The 17,819-nt window shown below is 60.3% G+C and carries 19 protein-coding genes and 2 pseudogenes; 20 read left to right on the forward strand and 1 reads right to left on the reverse strand.

The features are described 5' to 3' along the window. Positions 1-164 precede the first annotated feature (164 nt). From traL to ACUDAL_RS19615, 5 genes and pseudogenes are all read left to right on the forward strand, one after another. A complete protein-coding gene (traL, locus tag ACUDAL_RS19595; protein WP_444679530.1) occupies positions 165-446 on the forward strand; it encodes a type IV conjugative transfer system protein TraL in 282 nt (93 codons plus the stop codon). Then, entirely contained in the window at positions 443-1,081 is a 639-nt protein-coding gene (locus ACUDAL_RS19600; protein WP_444679531.1) for a TraE/TraK family type IV conjugative transfer system protein, read from the forward strand. The genes traL and ACUDAL_RS19600 overlap by 4 nt, the downstream gene beginning before the upstream one ends. Beyond that, positions 1,074-1,982, forward strand: coding sequence for a hypothetical protein (locus tag ACUDAL_RS19605; protein ID WP_444679532.1), 909 nt, complete (start codon positions 1,074-1,076; stop codon positions 1,980-1,982). The genes ACUDAL_RS19600 and ACUDAL_RS19605 overlap by 8 nt, the downstream gene beginning before the upstream one ends. 380 nt (positions 1,983-2,362) lie before the next feature. After that, positions 2,363-3,070, forward strand: a pseudogene (locus tag ACUDAL_RS19610) (TraB/VirB10 family protein); the annotation flags it as partial. A 128-nt stretch (positions 3,071-3,198) separates the two neighbouring features. After that, positions 3,199-3,336 (forward strand): annotated as a pseudogene (locus tag ACUDAL_RS19615) (hypothetical protein); the annotation flags it as partial. Here the strand turns inward: ACUDAL_RS19615 and ACUDAL_RS19620 are convergent. Next, entirely contained in the window at positions 3,288-3,503 is a 216-nt protein-coding gene (locus ACUDAL_RS19620; RefSeq protein ID WP_444679533.1) for a hypothetical protein, read from the reverse strand. The pseudogene ACUDAL_RS19615 and the gene ACUDAL_RS19620 sit on opposite strands and share 49 nt — an antisense overlap. Before the next feature lie 18 nt (positions 3,504-3,521). Between ACUDAL_RS19620 and ACUDAL_RS19625 the strand changes: the two genes are divergently transcribed. From ACUDAL_RS19625 to ACUDAL_RS19695, 15 genes are all read left to right on the forward strand, one after another. Further along, the gene (locus tag ACUDAL_RS19625; protein ID WP_444679534.1) at positions 3,522-3,668 is read left to right on the forward strand and encodes a hypothetical protein; all 147 of its coding nucleotides are present in this window, start codon (positions 3,522-3,524) and stop codon (positions 3,666-3,668) included. Next, positions 3,632-3,898 (forward strand): TraV family lipoprotein, encoded by a 267-nt coding sequence (locus tag ACUDAL_RS19630; protein ID WP_444679535.1) that lies wholly within the window; start codon positions 3,632-3,634, stop codon positions 3,896-3,898. Before ACUDAL_RS19625 ends, ACUDAL_RS19630 begins: the two co-directional genes overlap by 37 nt. A gap of 39 nt (positions 3,899-3,937) precedes the next feature. After that, a complete protein-coding gene (gene traA / locus ACUDAL_RS19635) occupies positions 3,938-4,312 on the forward strand; it encodes a TraA family conjugative transfer protein (protein WP_444679536.1) in 375 nt (124 codons plus the stop codon). A 58-nt stretch (positions 4,313-4,370) separates the two neighbouring features. Further along, entirely contained in the window at positions 4,371-4,745 is a 375-nt protein-coding gene (gene traA / locus ACUDAL_RS19640; protein WP_444679537.1) for a TraA family conjugative transfer protein, read from the forward strand. A 143-nt stretch (positions 4,746-4,888) separates the two neighbouring features. Further along, positions 4,889-5,023 carry a hypothetical protein gene (locus ACUDAL_RS19645; RefSeq protein WP_444679538.1) on the forward strand — a complete coding sequence of 45 codons (135 nt, stop codon included), beginning with the start codon at positions 4,889-4,891 and terminating at the stop codon, positions 5,021-5,023. Positions 5,024-5,205: 182 nt separating this feature from the next. After that, positions 5,206-5,877, forward strand: a complete 672-nt coding sequence (locus tag ACUDAL_RS19650; RefSeq protein ID WP_444679539.1) for a DUF4165 domain-containing protein — start codon at positions 5,206-5,208, stop codon at positions 5,875-5,877. Next, the gene (locus tag ACUDAL_RS19655) at positions 5,796-9,341 is read left to right on the forward strand and encodes an Ig-like domain-containing protein (protein WP_444679540.1); all 3,546 of its coding nucleotides are present in this window, start codon (positions 5,796-5,798) and stop codon (positions 9,339-9,341) included. The genes ACUDAL_RS19650 and ACUDAL_RS19655 overlap by 82 nt, the downstream gene beginning before the upstream one ends. After that, complete coding sequence (locus tag ACUDAL_RS19660; RefSeq protein ID WP_444679541.1) at positions 9,248-9,745, forward strand: hypothetical protein; 498 nt, start codon at positions 9,248-9,250, stop codon at positions 9,743-9,745. Before ACUDAL_RS19655 ends, ACUDAL_RS19660 begins: the two co-directional genes overlap by 94 nt. Continuing rightward, positions 9,720-10,715, forward strand: coding sequence for a hypothetical protein (locus ACUDAL_RS19665; protein WP_444679542.1), 996 nt, complete (start codon positions 9,720-9,722; stop codon positions 10,713-10,715). Before ACUDAL_RS19660 ends, ACUDAL_RS19665 begins: the two co-directional genes overlap by 26 nt. 159 nt (positions 10,716-10,874) lie before the next feature. Beyond that, positions 10,875-11,591 carry a DsbC family protein gene (locus ACUDAL_RS19670; protein WP_444679543.1) on the forward strand — a complete coding sequence of 239 codons (717 nt, stop codon included), beginning with the start codon at positions 10,875-10,877 and terminating at the stop codon, positions 11,589-11,591. Continuing rightward, positions 11,591-14,398 (forward strand): type IV secretion system protein TraC, encoded by a 2,808-nt coding sequence (gene traC / locus ACUDAL_RS19675; RefSeq protein WP_444679544.1) that lies wholly within the window; start codon positions 11,591-11,593, stop codon positions 14,396-14,398. Before ACUDAL_RS19670 ends, traC begins: the two co-directional genes overlap by 1 nt. Continuing rightward, on the forward strand, positions 14,391-14,903 hold the full coding sequence (gene lepB / locus ACUDAL_RS19680; protein ID WP_444679545.1) for a signal peptidase I: 513 nt from the start codon (positions 14,391-14,393) through the stop codon (positions 14,901-14,903). The genes traC and lepB overlap by 8 nt, the downstream gene beginning before the upstream one ends. Then, positions 14,878-16,128, forward strand: coding sequence for a TrbC family F-type conjugative pilus assembly protein (locus tag ACUDAL_RS19685; protein WP_444679546.1), 1,251 nt, complete (start codon positions 14,878-14,880; stop codon positions 16,126-16,128). The genes lepB and ACUDAL_RS19685 overlap by 26 nt, the downstream gene beginning before the upstream one ends. Next, positions 16,128-16,799 (forward strand): EAL domain-containing protein, encoded by a 672-nt coding sequence (locus ACUDAL_RS19690; RefSeq protein WP_444679547.1) that lies wholly within the window; start codon positions 16,128-16,130, stop codon positions 16,797-16,799. Before ACUDAL_RS19685 ends, ACUDAL_RS19690 begins: the two co-directional genes overlap by 1 nt. Continuing rightward, positions 16,796-17,812 (forward strand): TraU family protein, encoded by a 1,017-nt coding sequence (locus ACUDAL_RS19695; protein WP_421414765.1) that lies wholly within the window; start codon positions 16,796-16,798, stop codon positions 17,810-17,812. Before ACUDAL_RS19690 ends, ACUDAL_RS19695 begins: the two co-directional genes overlap by 4 nt. The last annotated feature ends 7 nt before the right edge of the window (positions 17,813-17,819 follow it).

A 17,819-nucleotide genomic window follows, 5' to 3' on the forward strand; every position in this document is an offset into this window, starting at 1 on the left:
GCGCTCGTCGTTGCCGGGGTGTTCCGCATGCGGAACACCTGCTCCCCTAAAAATCTTGCGAATCCCTGTCGACGTACCCCTCAAGGGCGTTTCTGCGCAGGGGTAATGCTGCCGCGATCAGTGATGATGGCGCCAACTCAGGCATTACCTCCGGAGACGCTTGTATGGAGCCAGTCAAAATCCCCAGTCGTATCGACGACCCGATCCACGTCCTTATGTGGAGCCTCGATGAGATGGCCCCGATCTTTGCCGGCCTGATCCTCGGTATCGCGGTGGGTCAGGCGATGATCGGATTCGGTATCGGCCTGGTCGTGACCAACCAGTACCGCAAGTACCGGGACAACCATCCTGATGGCTACCTCATCCACATTGCCTACTGGGGTGGGCTCATGTTCACCAAGGCTCGCTCCATGGTGAACCCCTACATCCGGAGGTTCCTGCCGTGAAGCTCGATAATTTCCTCAAGACCTGGAACGGCGCCCTCGCTGAAAACCGCTTCTCTCGCATCGTGATGCTGGTGATGGCTGTTGCTCTTGTGCTGGCGCTGATCAAGGCCTTCACCCGCGAGACGGTGGTGACGATCCAGCCCTACACCCTCAAGAGCGAGGCATGGGTCACCCAGAACAAGGCGTCCCAATCCTACAAGGAGTCTTGGGGCATGCTCCTCGCCTCCCTGACGGGGAACGTGACGCCGGGCAGTGTCGGCTTCGTCAAGGAGCGTATCGAGCCACTGCTTTCACCGGAGATCTATCGACCGGTAATGGAGGCCATCGAGATCCAGTCTCAGCGGATTCAGAACGATCGCGTCACCATGCGCTTCGAGCCTCGCTCCGTCGAGTACGAGCCGAGTAGCGACATCGTCTACGTCTATGGGCACTCCTACGTAACGGGTGCCGCCGGTGAGACCTCGCGTGACGAGCGAACCTACGAATACATCATCGACATCAAGGATTACGCCCCCGTGGTAACCCATATCGATACCTATGCTGGCCGCCCCCGGACAGAGCGGATTCGTGAGCAGATGGAGCGTCAGGAGCAGCGTCGTCAGGAGCAGCGTGGTCAGGAGCGAGCAAATGGTTAAGAAAGTACTTGCAGTCGCCTTGGCCGCCGCCTTTGGTGGATTCGGTAGCGCTGGCGCATCCGAAGTCGAAATCCCTGTCGAGCCTGTCAACTTCAGCGTGCCGGCCAACGTGATGAGCAACAACGTGCCACGTCCGACTGGCGCTTCAGGTGGCAGCTCAAGTCAGCGCAACGCCGTGAACGAGAGCCCCCAGCTGACCATGGCACCTGGCGTTAACGAAATCGTGCCGGTGGCAATCGGCCACCTGAACCGGATCGTGACGCCGTTCGGTGAGCCACAGGTCACCACTACCTCGGATGCTACGACTGAGATTCGAGACAACGTTGTGTACGTGGCAACGGATCAGCAAGCCCCCGTCACGATGTTCATTACGCAGAAGGGGAGTGAGGCCAAAGCCCTCTCGCTGACGCTGGTGCCACGACGCATTCCGCCGCGTGAGCTGTTCATCGAGCTGGAAGGTGCAGCCTTTACGCCGGGCCTGGTGAGTAGCCCGAAGGCGGAGCGCTGGGAAACCTCCCAACCCTATATCGACACCCTGCGGTCGCTCATGCGCAGCATCGCGCTCGGCGAGATCCCCCAGGGCTACACGCTGCATGAGACGGACCCCCGGACGACGCTGCCGTCCTGCTCACAGCCCGGTGTCACCTATGACTTCGTCAACGGGCAGACCATGACCGGCCACAAGCTCTCGGTCTCGATCGGTGTGGCACGAAACGTGTCAGGACAGCCGCTTGAGATAAAGGAACAGGCATGTGGCAACTGGAACGTTGCTGCCGTGGCCGCTTGGCCTCGCAACGTCCTGGGCCCCAACCAGAAAACCGAGCTCTATGTGGTGACGAAAATCGGCGAGCGGCCTGAACCCACTAGCCAGCGGCCATCCCTTCTCGGAGGTGTCCAATGATCGGTCAGCACTGGGAGCAGTTGTCACCCCGGAATAAGCGCATCATCGCCGTCGGCGGAGGGCTGGCACTTCTGCTAGGCGTCATTGCCATCTTCTCGAGTGGGGGCGAAGAGCGTGATCGCCGCGGACCCGATCGGGATACGGTGCGCCACGTACTCACCGATCGTGACACCCGAGACGTCTCCATCGATGGCCTGGCGGCCCAAATCCAGATCGCCAAGGGGCAGAACGACGATTTGCGTCAGGAGCTGGACTCCGTGCGACGTGTGCTTGAGCGCACCGAGCGTAGCACTGAAGGCTCTCAGGAGATGCGTAAGGAGATTGAGTCGCTCCAGGCGCAGATCGAGATGCTCATCGACCAGAACATGGACTTGATGAGCATGGCCAACGAACCTCGTCGCACCGGCGCCCAGGGCGGTGGGGTAGAGGATCGCTTCCAGAGCAATGGCACAGCCGCCGTTGACTTCACTGTCGCACAGGAAGAGGAAGAGCAGAACGCCTATGAGGTAGATCCTGAGACGGTATTCAAGAATGCGCCTCTGCCCCGTCGCAATACCGCTGCAGAGGCCGAAGCAGCAGATCCCCGTCGACGCTCTGGCGACGCTGAGGATGCCGGCGAGGAAGCCGGGAGCCCCCAGAACGGGGTGCAGATCATCAGCTCTTACCAAGCCGAGACCGAAGAGGAGCGGAAAGCCCGCGAGGCCGCTGAGAGTGATGATGAGGGCGCGTACCTGCCAGCAGGTTCAATCCTCACGGGGGTGATGCTGAACGGCATGGATGCTCCTACCTCCCAGGGCAGCCGGCGCGACCCGTTCCCGTCGACCCTGCGCATCCAGCATGAGGCGATTCTGCCTAACCGATTCCGGGCCGATGTGAAGGAGTGCTTCCTGATCGTCTCTGGGTACGGCGACCTGAGCTCGGAGAGGGCATACCTGCGCGGCGAGACCATTTCATGCATCCGTGATGATGGCGGTGTCATCGAGGCTCGCGTCGATTCCTATGCCGTCGGCGAGGATGGAAAGGCCGGTGTGCGGGGGCGGCTGGTTTCCAAGCAGGGCGCGATGATCGCCAGATCCATGATGGCCGGTTTCATGTCCGGTGCTGCCAATGCCTTTGATGTCGATGCTGTACCGGTGATTCAGACAGGGACCGTCGGCAATCAGACTCAGTATCAGTCCAACTTCAGCCCCAGCATGTTCCAGGGGCAGCTGCTCAAGGTGCCTCCAACGCGCTCGATCGCATTGCCCAGTTCTACGTCGATATGGCGGAAGGCATCTTCCCGGTCATCGAAGTGGATGCAGGCCGTCAGATCGAGTTGATCCTGACACGTGGTACCAAGCTCCAGATCAAGTAACCAGAAATCAGCGAAACGCCCTTGAAAGGCATTTCGGCGCAAGGAGGTTCCATGACCCGATCCATATCATCACCGCTGAAGCTGGTTGCGAGCCTGGGTATTGCCTCGGTGATCAGCGGGTGTGCCGCTTTCAACATCGGCGAGTCCGAATACAGCTGTTCGGGCATCCCCGAAGGGTCCAGTGCATGTCCACGAAGGACGTCTACAACCTCACCAATAACGGCAATGTGCCGGTGTCCCTGGACGGTGGTTCCGTCGAGAGCGCCAACCAGGTCGCCCAGGGCCAGCGAGGGGCATGCCCAGAGCCGGTGCCAGCCCGAATGATGTCGTGAGCAATTACGTTTCACCCCGGCTCCCGGATCGGCCGGTACCGGTTCGCACCCCGGCGGAGGTGATGCGTATCTGGATCGCGCCTTGGGAGGATGATGCGGGCGACCTGATAGTGACGGGCCATCTGTATACCGAGATTGAGCCCCGGCGCTGGGTAATTGGCGAACCGACCTCGAATACTCAGCCATCGCTGAGACCGCTGCAGAGCATCCAGCGAGACGATGCTCAGTAATCTGCCATCGCAACCCTAGACCACAGAAGGAGCACTACCATGCAGCTTGATTCTCTTATGCAGCGTAAGGGTGCCATCATCTCGATGGCCGCAGTTATCGGCGCTGCCGCACTCGTTATTTCTGATTCCTCGTTCGCTGGCACTGGCGGCGGCGAGTTTGACGACGTCTGGTACCTCCTCGAGGAGTGGACCCAAGGCACCCTCGGACGAATCATTACACTTGCCATCATCCTTGTGGGAGCCGTCATGGGTGTGGTCAGGCAGAGCCTGATGACCTTCGCCGTGGGTTTCGCGATGGGCATGGGGCTCTATAACGCTCCGTTGATCATCGACGCAATTGTGGGGGCAACCCTCACCAACGCTGACGCGGTCATGACGACCGGTCAGCAAATCACCAACGGTCTGGGCCTCTAACGCTCACGGCATATCGACTGGGCAGCGCGGTGTTGCCCCACAAAACAGGACTACGATCATGCAAATGATTACTCTCATGCAACGCAAGGGCACCATCATTTCGATGGCCGCAGTTTTCGGTGCCGCCGCGCTTGTTCTCTCGGATGCCTCGTTCGCTGGTACCGGTGGCGGCGAGTTCGATGACGTTTGGTACCTCCTCGAGGAGTGGACCCAAGGCACCCTCGGACGAATCATTACACTTGCCATCATCCTTGTGGGAGCCGTCATGGGTGTGGTCAGGCAGAGCCTGATGACCTTTGCCGTGGGTTTCGCGATGGGCATGGGGCTCTATAACGCTCCGTTGATCATCGACGCAATTGTGGGGGCAACCCTCACCAACGCTGGCGCGATCATCACGACAGGCCAGCAAATTACCAACGGCCTGGGGCTCTAACCCTCATCACCCTCAGATCCCTGCGTATTTGGGCAGCCTCTTGCTGCCCTTTTTCGAAGACGCAGGACAGGGGGCTAGCGCTTGAGGGGTAGGCTGCGACGTGAAAAGCCCTGCCTCGCGTAGACAGATGCGAACGCTGGACGGTGGACGGAGAGCCCTCTGGGCGCACCGGGTACCGACTGTCGGTCAACAAGCGCGACTGCGAGGCGCTGCCGCAGGTGGCAGTGATCGCGGTAGATGACGCCGGTACCGAGTCCGCACCGGTGCTGGTGCCCTGACCCCAGGCCCCGTGCCTGATCGTTTGCCCGGCCTCGTGCCGGGCTTTTTTGTCCTTCGTTGCGCCCTTGAAGGGCATCTCCTGACCGGGTGACTTACGAAAGTCAGCGGTAGGCTGTCGGGTGAAAAAATCTGTCTCGTGCAGTGAGGAAAGGCACGGATATAGACCATCGGGGGATCAACCATGGGTCACAACCACAAATACAGCGCTGCTCGTCGAGCCCTAATGGCCGCGCTCCTGGGGGTTTCCACCCTTGTCACGGGGTTGGCCAATGCAGAGCTGATCGAATACAGCATTACCACGCGGGAGGGCGAAGCGCGCAAGCTGCCTGCGGATACTCGCTATGCCAACCCTACCGGGGATATCGGGTTCGCTGTCAGTGCTGGTATTGATCGCCGGGTGAGGGTGACGATCCTTCGCCCTGACGGCTCTCAGGTCAGCACGGTTTCCAGTCACCTCCTTGGTGCAGATGATCGGATCACCGCCGCGGATGGGGAATACTATGGGGCGATTCTGAACTTGGCAGCGCCGGGGGATGGTGAGTACCTGATCAAGACGGAGACCCTGGACTCCTCGGGAAATCCCCTAGAAATAGACGAGTATCCACTGTATATCGATACAACAGCGCCCACCACAAATGGCATCGAAGCTATTTCATTAAGTTATGGGCAGTACAAGGACGGATCGATATGGAAACTCGGAAGTGGGGGAGTGGGCCTGGCTATATCCAATATAAGGCCAGTGCTTCAGGAGCCCCGATTGATGAGGTTAGGATGCGGCTTTATCGAGGGGATGGCTCCCTCCACTTTGATCGCAAGATGGATTTCGATATTCCCAAAGGTGAGGGGCTCGTAAACTATGAAGCCGGGTGGTTTTTCCCAAAAACCAACTTGGACGAGGTTTTTGAGCTGCAATTCATCGCCATTGATCGTGCTGGGAATACCCATAAATCTCCTCGCCAGAGATTGATGTACGATAATGTGGTGGACGCGCCTAGCGAACCGTTTGGTGTCTATGATCCAAACGCATCGGGAAGCATTGGTCCCGGGCTCTCTAAATATGTCCCTTATCAGGCTGGGATGACGGTAAAGACGAATCCCATCCGCTTGGCTTATCGAGTGCCGAAAAGCAATTGGCACACATACAATGAGGCTGGCCTGAGAATCGTCAACTCAGTTGGTGATGTCAATGTTGTCGGAACTGACAGCAGTTACGTCTACATCACCATCAGCAAGCCTATGGACTTTAATAACAATAACCAGCTGCGCTGGGTAAACTTCGGTCAATGGGGCGGCGGGACATTCCCATACGACTTGGTGTTGTCTTCCTCTGCCCCCAAGACTCCGGTTCTCCTGGGGGTAGATTACCGATACAGTGACGTTGGCTGGTCAAGTTTCTACCGCATGAACATCCAAAATGATCAGCTCCCGATCGCGATTGATCGTGTCAGGGTCAGAGTTGAGCCCCGCCCCTTCGTGCAGCAGGCCACCCACATGGGGTCATGCAACATACCTGCAGGAGCCAGTTCCTGTGAGTTTGCTATAACGCGTAATCTTGCGAAAGGGACGACTGGCTACCTTCATGATATTGCAAGAGTGTGGAACGAGAACAAGACGCTCGTCTCAACAACAAGATATGCAGAAGTGAATTGGAACGACAAGCACTATCCTGCTATCACTCATCGCTACCATGATGGTGATAAATTCCTCGAGGTGGATATTTATCAAGAAGGTCGAGGGTCCTATTTTGATCGACTGCGTCTTAAAGACTCCTGGCTCGAAGATGCATCTGGAGTCCGGCTGTCCGTGCCTGGGGGTAAATCAGTTGAGAACAACAAGAACTACACCTACGCATGGGATTTGACGGATCTCCCAGAAGAATTCCTGACGCTCTATGCTGTCGCTCAGGAAAATCATGGGCCTAAGACTAGGGTCAAGCTATTTGATTTCCAAGGTGATCGTACACCACCAGAAATTGATATCGTGTCCTCGGACATTATTACATCGTTGGATGACATTAGAATTCATGTCATCGATGCGATCGATGACTCTCCGCGAATCACGAATATCGGTCTTCAGGGCGGGCCCGCGGATGATTCAGTCTCGTTATCCTCCCGACGCCTGGGGGATGGTGAATTCCAGCTGGAATATCCGATCATGTTCCCGTCACTGACCGAGGGCGAGGAGTACACCTTGACGGTGGTGGCGCGTGACGCCCATCGGAACGAGTCGTCTGAAGAAGTGAGCTTCATCTACAGCCCTCCTCAGGTCGCCCTGCAGGGCGGCGTCGACGGCAAGCTGATGATCCCGGCGGTCCAGCACGAGTTCAAGCACCTCGACGGCCGGCGCATCATCGAGACCCAGCCGCTGACCCTGGCCGACGGCAGCACCGTGGCCGGCACCTACGACGTCTTCGCCAGCCTGCGCTCGGATGCCGAGGTGCCGCTGATCGTCAACGGCGTGCGCATCGAGCCGGGCGATACCACCCAGATCATGTCGCGCCATGACTTCGGGGCCAGCGAGGGGCGCCTGTCGCTGCCGCTGCTCGCCGCCGAACAGGGCCTGGAGGGCGTCTCCAGCCTGCTGATCTCCACCGCGGCGCCCAACGCCCCGGTGCTGCTGCTCGACGTGCACACCTGGATGGGCGAGGCCCAGCTCTCCGCCGAGGCCTGGGAGGTGCGCCAGGTGATCGACCCGGTGCGCCTCACCGCCACCCCCAAGAACGGCGCCATGTGCCGCTTCACCGCCGCCGAGTCGGAGGCCCGCAGCGCCGATCCGATCCATGACCCGGTGTGCTACCTGCAGTGGGAGGCGCTGCCCGACGAGACCGAGCCGGTCGCGCTCACCGACGGCGGTGCCAATACGCCCCAGGCCGAGGGCCAAGCGGTGGCGCTGGGCGAGCAGCCCGTGGCCTACAGCCTGTGGCTGTTCTCCGGCGACGGCAGCAAGGTCAAGGTCGGCGAGGGCAGCCGCCCGGTCAACGTCGAGAGCCCCTACGGCAGCGTCACGCTGCGCCCCCGCGAGGACTACTCGGCGGTCGACCGCATCCTGCACGAGTTCGACCTGCGCCTGACCCAAAGCGGCGGGCCGACCTGCTCGCTGACCCTGAGTGCCAGCGAGGCGATCGAGGCCGCGGCCAACCGCAAGCACGATGCGCAGCGCCTGACCTGCCTGCTCGACTGGCAGGAGATGCCCGACGGGCTGTCGCAGAAGGGCGGCACCAACCAGCCCCAGCTCAACGGCCGCCTGGCCGAGAACGGCGAGCACCTGCTGGGCTGGCGGACCAGCGTGTTCTCGAAGAGCGGCACCCGGGTGACCCTCAACCACGAGACCACGCCGCTGGTGGTGGTCGACCCCGAGGCGCCTCGGCTCACCATGACCCCGAGTCGCCACACCACCCAGGTCGACGACGGCCGCTTCGTGGTGCCGATCGCCGGCAGCTACTTCGGTGACGTCGAGATCAACACCCTGCCCACCGAGGTCGACGTGCGCCTCGAGCGCGACGACACCGTGCTCGAGGCCGAGACCTACGGGTCCGGCTGGGCGAGCCGCAACATCCTGACCCGCCGCCTGCAGGCCGAGGGCGCGGCGCTGTGGGAAGAGAGTGAGCACCGCGTGCAGGCCCGCTACCAGCGTGTGCCCGACATCGAGACCACCCAGACCTATCGCACCATCACTGGCCCGGCGGCCAACCTCTATCCGATGATCGCGCTGGACGCCACCGAGGTGCTCGATAACGAGCCGCTGCCGATCGAGGTGACCATCCAGGACATTTACGCGACCGACGCGAGCTACGACCCGTCGGTGATGGGGGAGTGGGACGTGCGACTGGTCAATCAGCACTCGCTCAACGAGCGCGAGGCCCTCAGCGACTGGCAGTACGCCGAGGACGGCACCGCCCGCTTCACCCTCGACCTGGAAGGCCGCGACAACGCCGGTATGCGCCTGCTCGCCGAGGCCCGGCTGCGTTCGTCGATCGCCGGCTATGAGCGCACTGAGTTCAGCCAACGCCCGACCTTCCTCACCGTACTGCGCGGCGGAGCCCTGGACGGCGACGTTGAGATCCGCACCCTGTCAGGGAAGCGCCGTTTATCGCCGTGTTCCAGCTCGGCTTCGAAAGCCGCCTCGACCAGGCCGCCATGGGCGACGTGCACTGGGAGATCAGTGACGACGGCGGGGCCAGCTGGACGACTCATCCGGCCAACGAGCGGCGCAAGACGATGTTCATGCAGACCTTTGAGGAGGGCGTCTACCAGGTGCGGGCGCATGTCACCAACCGCCACTCCGGCCTCGAGTCCTATACCGAGGCGGTGGAAGTGATCGCCTATCCGGTGCCCAAGCTCAGCATCCTGGGGACGCAGACCGTGTTCGTCGGCGACAGCTGGACCTACGAGGTCGACCTGGCGCTGCCCGAGGACACCGCCGCCCAGCCCGACGACGTGGTGATTGAGTGGTCCGAGGACCGGGGCGAGACCTGGCCGCACCGCGGACCGACGCTGACCCTGACCCGCGACCACGAGGACCGCATCGGCCTGCAAGTGCGGGCACGGACCAATATTGCCCCCGAGGACGACCGTGACGCCTACGCCATAGACCGCTTGGGTGTCGAGTTCCGCGACGTGCACCCCCACGGGCCGGCGTGCGCGGCCCCGGCGCGTCGAACCGGGCCAGGCCTACACCTTCACCGCCCGGCTATCGATGCCGTATCGCGGCATGGCCTATGAGATGGATGGCTACTTCACCCTGCCCGACGGCACGGTGGTGGAAGGGGTCACCGAGGTCGAGTACACCCCTACCGCCGAAGACGTCGAGCAGGGGCGTATCGAGGTCTTCTACACCGGCTGGTTCGAGGGCTACCAGGACGAAACGACGGTCGAGGCCAGCCACCGCACCACCGCCTGGGAATACGTGTGGCCCGACTTCTACTTCCTGGAGCGGCTGTCGGCGGATGTCGCGCCGGCAGAGATCTCGCTGACCGTCCGCCACCGCAACGGCGCCCGTCGCCTCGAGGAACCGACCTACGCCTGGACGCTGCCCGATGCAGCGACCCAGGTTGAGGCCAGCGGTGACGCCAAGCGGGTGTTCTGGCTCGAGGAGCCCGGGGTCTACCCGATCGAGGTCATCGTGCGTGATGCCCGTGGCCACGAGACCGTGGTTGAGCAAGAGATCGTGCTGGGCCGGCCCGCCCCCTACGACATCGAGCTCAGCTACACCGCCAGCAACCGCTACGAGCGGGCGCCGCTCGAGGTGCGGGTACGGCCCTCGGTGCGCGGCGGTCACCCACGAGATCGGGTCATCCACCACCGGTACTACAGCAACGGTGAAGTGATCACCGACGGCTCGATGTACGGCACCACCACCCTGGAGGCCGGCACGCACTACCTGATGTACGAGCTGGAGACCCAGATGGGGACCACAGCGCGGCAGATCCTGCCGATCGAGGTGGCCGAGAACCAGGTGCCGGTGTGCGAGCTCGAGGTCAGCGAATCCAGCCGCGACTGGCGCATCAGCGCGGACTGCCAGGACCCGGACGGCCGGGTGCGGGAGTACCGCTGGACGGTGGACGGCGAGCCCACCGGGCGCACCGGGTACCGGCTGTCGGTCAACAAGCGCGACTACGAGGCGCTGCCGCTGGTGGAAGTGATCGCGGTGGATGACGCCGGTGCCGAGTCGGCGCCGGTGCAGGTGCCCTGACCCCAGGCCCCGTGCCTGATCGTTTGCCCGGCCATGTGCCGGGCTTTTTCTGGGTACCTTCTCGTCGTACCCCCCAAGGGCATCTCGACGCAGGGGTGGTTGGTCGCACAGGGGATATCCTGACCCCCATTCCAACGTTCTCCCTGGATGGGGTATCTGATGCGAGCACTACTCACCTCTGGACTGGTAGCCGGGATCTTGGCGGCGCAGCCGACCATGGCGCAAACAAGCTTTGAAGACTTCAACTTTTCGGACCTGGATATCCGCGGGGTCGTGGAGCTCCCGATCTCCGGCATGAGCGCCGTCGATAACGGCGGACAGGTGTTCTTCACCTCAAGCAATGGTCGCTTCGTGATCGTCGGGGAGATCTACGATCTCTGGAAAGGGGGCTCACTGGATACCATGAGCCAGATCCAGGATGCTGCTACCCGAATTCATCTCGATGGATTGGCCATCGATACGGCCAACCTGAACACGGTCTCGTTCGGTAGCGGTGAGCGCACTGTCACCATCTTTACTGATCCGCTCTGCGAGCACTGTCATGCACTGAGCCATGAAGCCAAGCAGTACGCCGATGACTTCACCTTCGAGCTAGTAGTGGTCCCGGCGCTCGGTGATCGCTCTCATGAGCTGGCAAAGCAGCTGTACTGTGCCGAGGCGAAAGAGACGCAAGGCGCGGAAGCGTTGCTGAACGGCACCATCGCCACCATGCCCACGGTCTCCGACTGCGACACCACTGGCTATGATCGCACCCTGATGACGGCCGAGCTGCTGGGCGTCGACGGGGTGCCGTTTGTTATTGCAGACGATGGGAGGGTCAATCGCGGTCGCCCGTCGAATTTTGCCGATTGGCTATATGCCGGGGAGGATCGCTGATGGAAGTCATCATCAACCAGGGCCGTCGTGACAAGCTGATCTCCAAGGAACAGCGGGCTGGGTCGTTGATCCCTGTTCTGGCCTACGACCCTACTAACCAGCTATTCCTGAATGATGATCAGACCCTGGGGTTTGCCTTTCTCTGCGAGCCACTGACATACGGCGACGAGAAGATCCAAGAGCGGGTTTCGGGCCTGCTAAATCAGCAGTTTCCTGCCGAAACCACCCTGCAGTTCATTATGTTCAGGTCACCCGATGTGACCAACAAGCTCAATAACATGCTGACCCTGAGAGACGGGTTCAAGCACCCGCTGCTGAGCAAGGTGGTTGAAGAGCGAGCGGAGTTCCTGCGCAAGCACACCATGGAGAACCTCCATTCAGCCTCGAACAAGGGCGTCTTTGACAACGGGCTGGTGCAAGACCTCAAGCTGATCATTACCTGTAAATGCCCGATCCGCAACCACAAGCCGGACAACGACGAGATTGAGGAGATGGTCCACCTGAGGACCAAGATCGAATCGGCGCTCAAGACAATTGGCACCAACCCGCAGCCCATGACGGCAAAAGGCTTCGTGAGGGTGATGGGTACCATGCTGAATTGGGGACCGGGTGCGTCGTGGAGGTCGGGGCCGGATGGCTGGGATGAGGACAAGCCGCTGTGCGACCAGGTCTTTGATTACGGCACTGACATCACCGTCACGAAAGACAAGCTGACGCTTGGTGACTATCACGTGAAGGTGATGAGTGCTAAGAAGCTTCCGCCCATGTTCTATTTTGGCAATGCCTTGTCCTACGTTGGCGATATCTCAGGGGGGACATCCTCGGTTCGTGAGAACTACATGGTGGTGACCAACGTTTTCTATCCGGTGCCTCAGAAAACAAAGGACAAGCTGGAGCAGAAGCGTAAATTCACCATCAACCAGGCTTACGGACCACTGTTGAAGTTCGTCCCCATCCTGGCGGAGAAAAAGGGAAGCTTCGACATTCTTTATGACTCCATCAACGATGGGGCTACGCCGCTGCAGATTAGCTATTCCGCTGTCATCTTCGCCCCAACAGAAAAGAGAGCGCAGGCCGCCGCTACTTCTTTGGCAGGGTATTGGCGAGAGAATCGCTTCTCGCTGCTTGAGGACAAGTTCGTAAGCCTGCCGATGTTCATCAACTGCCTACCGATGTGCACCGATCGCGCTGCGGTGCGCGACCTGAATCGCTACAAGACCATGACCAGCGAGCAGGCAACGGTGTTGCTGCCGATCTTTGGCGAGTGGAAGGGGACCGGGACGTTCCATGCTGGTTTGTTGTCCCGCAACGGGCAGTTGATGTCGATGTCGCTCCATGACTCGAACACCAACAAGAACCTGGTGATCGCGGCCGAGTCAGGTTCTGGTAAATCTTTTTGGGCTAACGAGCTTCTGCTCTCCTATCTCTCGGAGGGTGCCCAGGTGTGGGTCATCGATGCCGGCAAGTCCTACCAGAACCTCTGTTCGGTCTTGGACGGCGACTTCCTTCAATTCTCGGACGGTGCCGACATCTGTCTGAGCCCCTTTGAGCTGATCCAGAACTACGAGGACGAAGAAGACGCCCTGGTCTCATTGGTCAGTGCCATGGCATCGGCGAAAGGCCAGCTGGATGAGTTTCAGATCGCATCACTGAAGCAGGTCATGTCCCACCTCTGGCTCGAGCATCAACAGCAGCTGAAGGTGGACCATATTGCTGAGCGGTGCCTCGAATCGGACGACCAGCGTATCCGGGATATTGGGGCGCAGCTCTTTGTGTTCACGTCAAAGGGAAGCTACGGCAAGTATTTCGCTCATGCCAACAATGTGAAGTTCAAGAATCAGTTCACGGTCCTCGAACTGGACGAACTTCAGGGGCGTAAGCACCTTCGCCAGGTGGTGCTTCTGCAGCTTATCTACCAGATCCAGCAAGAAGTCTTCCTTGGCGAAAGGGACAAGAAGAAGATTGTGTTCATTGATGAGGCCTGGGACCTACTGAAGGAAGGCGAGGTGTCGGTGTTCATCGAGCATGCCTACCGTAAGTTCCGGAAATATGGCGGCAGCATGATCATTGCCACTCAGAGTATCAATGACCTCTACGAAAATGCGGTCGGTCGAGCCATCGCAGAAAACTCAGCATCGATGCATCTTCTCGGCCAGACGGAGGAAACCGTCGAATCAGTTCGGCGTAGTGGTCGTCTGACGCTGTCCGAGGGTGGTTTCAACATGCTCCGCTCCGTTCATACCGTTGCCGGGGTCTACTCGGAGATATTTGTGAAATCCAAGAGTGGGATGGGTGTTGGCCGCCTGATCGTGGGTGAGTTCCAGAAGCTCCTCTACTCTACCGATCCGGTCGACGTCAACGACATTGCCCGATACAGCCGTCAGGGCATGCCGGTTCCAGATGCCATTAACCAAGTGCTGCGAGACAGGGGCTTGCCCATGACTGATCCCATTAAGACGACCTCCCAGCGTGGACCCGGAGGAATGACGCTGTTTACCCTCTTTGCGCTCGTGGCGATTCTGGTCATGGGTTTCTTCCTGCATCAGCGGCTCAATGATCTGGAAGCAAGTGGCAGCGAATCCGCTCCTCCAGTCCTTATTGTCGATTACGACCAGGTATTTGCGAGCTTCCCCAGTAATGCGACTGATGAGCAGATGGAGGCACTGATCATCAACCTGAATCAGCGGATCATCGGACTCCAACAGGCCGGCTACCTTGTGCTCTCCGCCGATGCGGTCCTGGGCGCACCTAACACCCTGCGTGTATCGACCGACTACCTGCTGAGCGAGGAGGGCGGTGATGAGTAAGCGCGAGCGCCAGTCAACGCCACGTTTCGTTGCCAAGATGGGGGTCGTGGCCACCCTGATCTTCGCTACTGGGTACGCCTTTGTCAGCCGGTACCACTTCGGTATCGATTCCCAGGAAGTGAAGTGCATCGGCGACTACAGCCTTTTCCTCGTTGACCGTCATGACAAGGATCTTCAGCGCGGCAACATCTACGCCTTTTCAGCACAAGGCGTTGAGCCCTACTTCGACGAAGGGACGCAGATGGTGAAGATCCTTCGAGGCCTTCCCGGCGACCATGTGCGCATCACCGAATCGGGTGACGTGTTCGTCAATGACGAGCTCGTTGGGGAAGGGCTGATCCTTGCCGAGGAAGTGGGAGCCAATCCGGCGGACTTCGCTGGTGAGACGATTCTTGAAGAAGGTAGCTACTGGTTCATGGGTGAAACCCCTTACAGCTTCGACTCCCGTTATTGGGGTACCGTCTCTGAGGAGCAGATCATTGGACAAGCACGCCCGATCATTTAAGCCTTCACGCTTGGCCGCTGCCATCCTCCTGGCCATCACCCCTCTGGCTGTTACTGCCGGCGAGCGCGGCGCGGCCAATCCGCTGACGGACGAGGATCTGCGCTGGATCGAGCGCGGGGAGGAGATCATCGAGCAGTCGCAGGAGATTGTGGGGCAGGAGACTCTGTTCCCAGACAACTACGAGCGTGCTGAAGATGATGCTCAGCAGTTCTTCTCTGACCTGCGGCGTACCAACCCCACGCTGAAGGCCATGGATGCCCAGCAGCCCCCGGAGGGCAAGCGATACGCCAACTACAGTACGCTGATCTTCGCTTCTTACTCCCTGGAACGTGAAGGCCTGGAGGACATTCTCGAACTCGCCTCCAAGGATGAGCAGCTTGTCGTCGCTTTCAGGGGCATTCCTGATGACATGGAGGTCGCTGAAGGGGTTCGCTTCCTCCAGGAGCTGGCTCTCCAGTATGACCCCATCCCCAACATCGTCCTTGATCCCACCCTGTTTCAGGAGCATGGCGTAACGTCGGTGCCCACCATCGTTCGGCTTGAGCAGCGGACTACCGTTGAGGGCGGAGACAGGGAGGTTGTGGCGCGGGTCACCGGGCTCTCCGATCCAGCATGGCTGGAGCGCCAGATTGAGTTGGGCGAGAACGGTGACCTTGGGGTGCGTGGACCAGTAGCCGAGATTGCCGAGCGTGACCTGGTAGAGGTCATGCAAGAGCGAGTCATGGCCATTGACTGGGATCTGAAGCGAGAACAAGCGCTCGAGCGGTTCTGGTCCAACCAGAATTTCGAATGGCTACCACCGGCCACGCGGTCGAGGACGCGGCGTCTCGATCCCAGAGTCCATGTTCTCGAAGACATCGTGGGGCCCAACGGAGAGGTCATCGCCGAACAGGGCCAGATCATCAATCCGCTCGATTCTGTCCCCTTTACTCAGGCCATCGTGGTGATGAACGCCACTGATCCTCGTGAAATTGAGTTGGTTCAGGAGGCGCTACACGGCATTTCCAGCCAGCCTGGCGTCGCCCGGGTCACGTTCATCGCTACGGAACTTGATGCTGACGAGGGCTGGGACAGCTACACCGCGGTCTCTGACGCCTTTGATGCCCCGATCTATCTGCTCACCCCGGACGTCAAGGAGCGCTTTGCCCTGGAGTTCACACCATCCGTGATTACCAGTGATGGCGAGGACTTCATCGTTCGGGAGCTCACCTGGGAGGACGTATGATGACTGGAAGCCTCCTTGCACTGCAGCCTATCGTCTGCGGGAAGGCCCGTTCGCACAGAGCCTACGAGGCGCTGGCCCGCTTCCCGGGTCCCAACGGGCTGCGTGGTCCCTACGAAACGCTGGCGGATGGGCAGTGGGCTACCCTGGACCGGGAGATGATTGCCCATCTGCGCGATTGGACTCTGCAGGGCAATCGTCGATTGTCTCCTTTGTTCATCAACCTCTCCGCTGAAACCCTAGCCTGCGACGATAACTTCGACGCCTGGCTGGAAGATTTCAAAGGCTTCCAGGCTGATGCGCCGGCCCCTGTGACGCTAGAGGTAAGCGAGTTCGTCGATGACGACTTGCTCGATAGGCGCTGGCCAAAACTCGCCGCCCTCAGCCATGGCATCGCCCTTGATGACTTCGGGGCCCGCTATGCGTCTCTGGACCGACTCAAGCGCTATCCCTGGGCCATTTGCAAATTTGAATGTGCCTCTCTTGACGCACCGGCGACCCAGGAGGCCATGTCCTTCTGCCGCAGCCATGGCATTCAGCAGGTGGTCGAGCGCATCGAGTCATCCAGTGATGCGGCCCGGGCTAGCGGGGTGGACCTGCACCAAGGGTACTTCTACGGCCGTCCACAGGCGGTCGCCATGGATTTCAGCATTCGCAAGGTGGGGGTGGCATGAAACGACTTCTCAGTGGGGCTCTCCTCGCGATTACCCTTGGCCTGGGCACCAGCAATGCTCTTGCCTCAGATCCCGGCTGCTCCAACTCGAACCTGATCGGTCCCAAGCTCGTGACGGACGTGTGCTGGAATTGCCTATTCCCCATTCGGGTCGCCGGCGTGCCGCTGGGAGGCAGCAGCAACACGGTTCCCGAGGACGCTGCGGATCGCCAGATTTGCGCCTGCCAGGACAACCAAGGCGTGCCCCATCCAGGTGTGGTCACTTCGTTCTGGGAGCCCGCCCGTCTGGTCGAATTCCAGCGGGTACCAGGCTGCTCGTCCGTGCTGAACGGCACAAGATTCCCCATGGATCGCACGTTCCAGGGCATGCACGGTGGGACCGATTACGACGGTGGTGATGGTTCGTTCATGCACTATCACTACTACGCCTTCCCGCTGATGCTGATCATGGACATGTTTGTCTCCGGCAAGTGCAACGCGGACGGCTATACCGACCTGGATCTGATGTATCTCAGCGAGCTCGACCCGACCTGGAACAACTCCGAGCTGGCTTTCTTCACCAATCCCGAAGCCGCGGCTGTGGCTAACCCGATCGCCGCGGCGGCCTGCACCGCTGATGCCGTGTCATCCACTGCCGGGCGTCCGCTGACCTCGATGTTCTGGTGCGCCGGCGCGTGGGGCGCCATCTATCCGATATCGGGCCATCAGACGGGTGGCGATGACGTGATGCGCACCAGCAGCCTGCTCAAGACGCGGGTGATGGCCGCGCTCCATCGCCGGGGCCTGGCGTGGCAGACCATGGGCACCTCTGCCATGTGTGGCGGTGGCCATATCCGCCCGACCCTGCCGAAGAGCCAGTACAAGTTCAGCCTGATCTACCCGCTCCCCGAAACAGAGCGTGCTCATGTGATTGGTGAGTCCACGCTGCGCTGGGGCCTGGGTAGGACGATCCCTGGTATCGGCAACGATCCCATCTACACGATCTGGCGCTGGAATGACTGCTGCAACTGGTGAGGTGTGG

It is taken from the genome of Halomonas sp. E19, from assembly GCF_052439355.1.
GTDB lineage: Bacteria > Pseudomonadota > Gammaproteobacteria > Pseudomonadales > Halomonadaceae > Halomonas.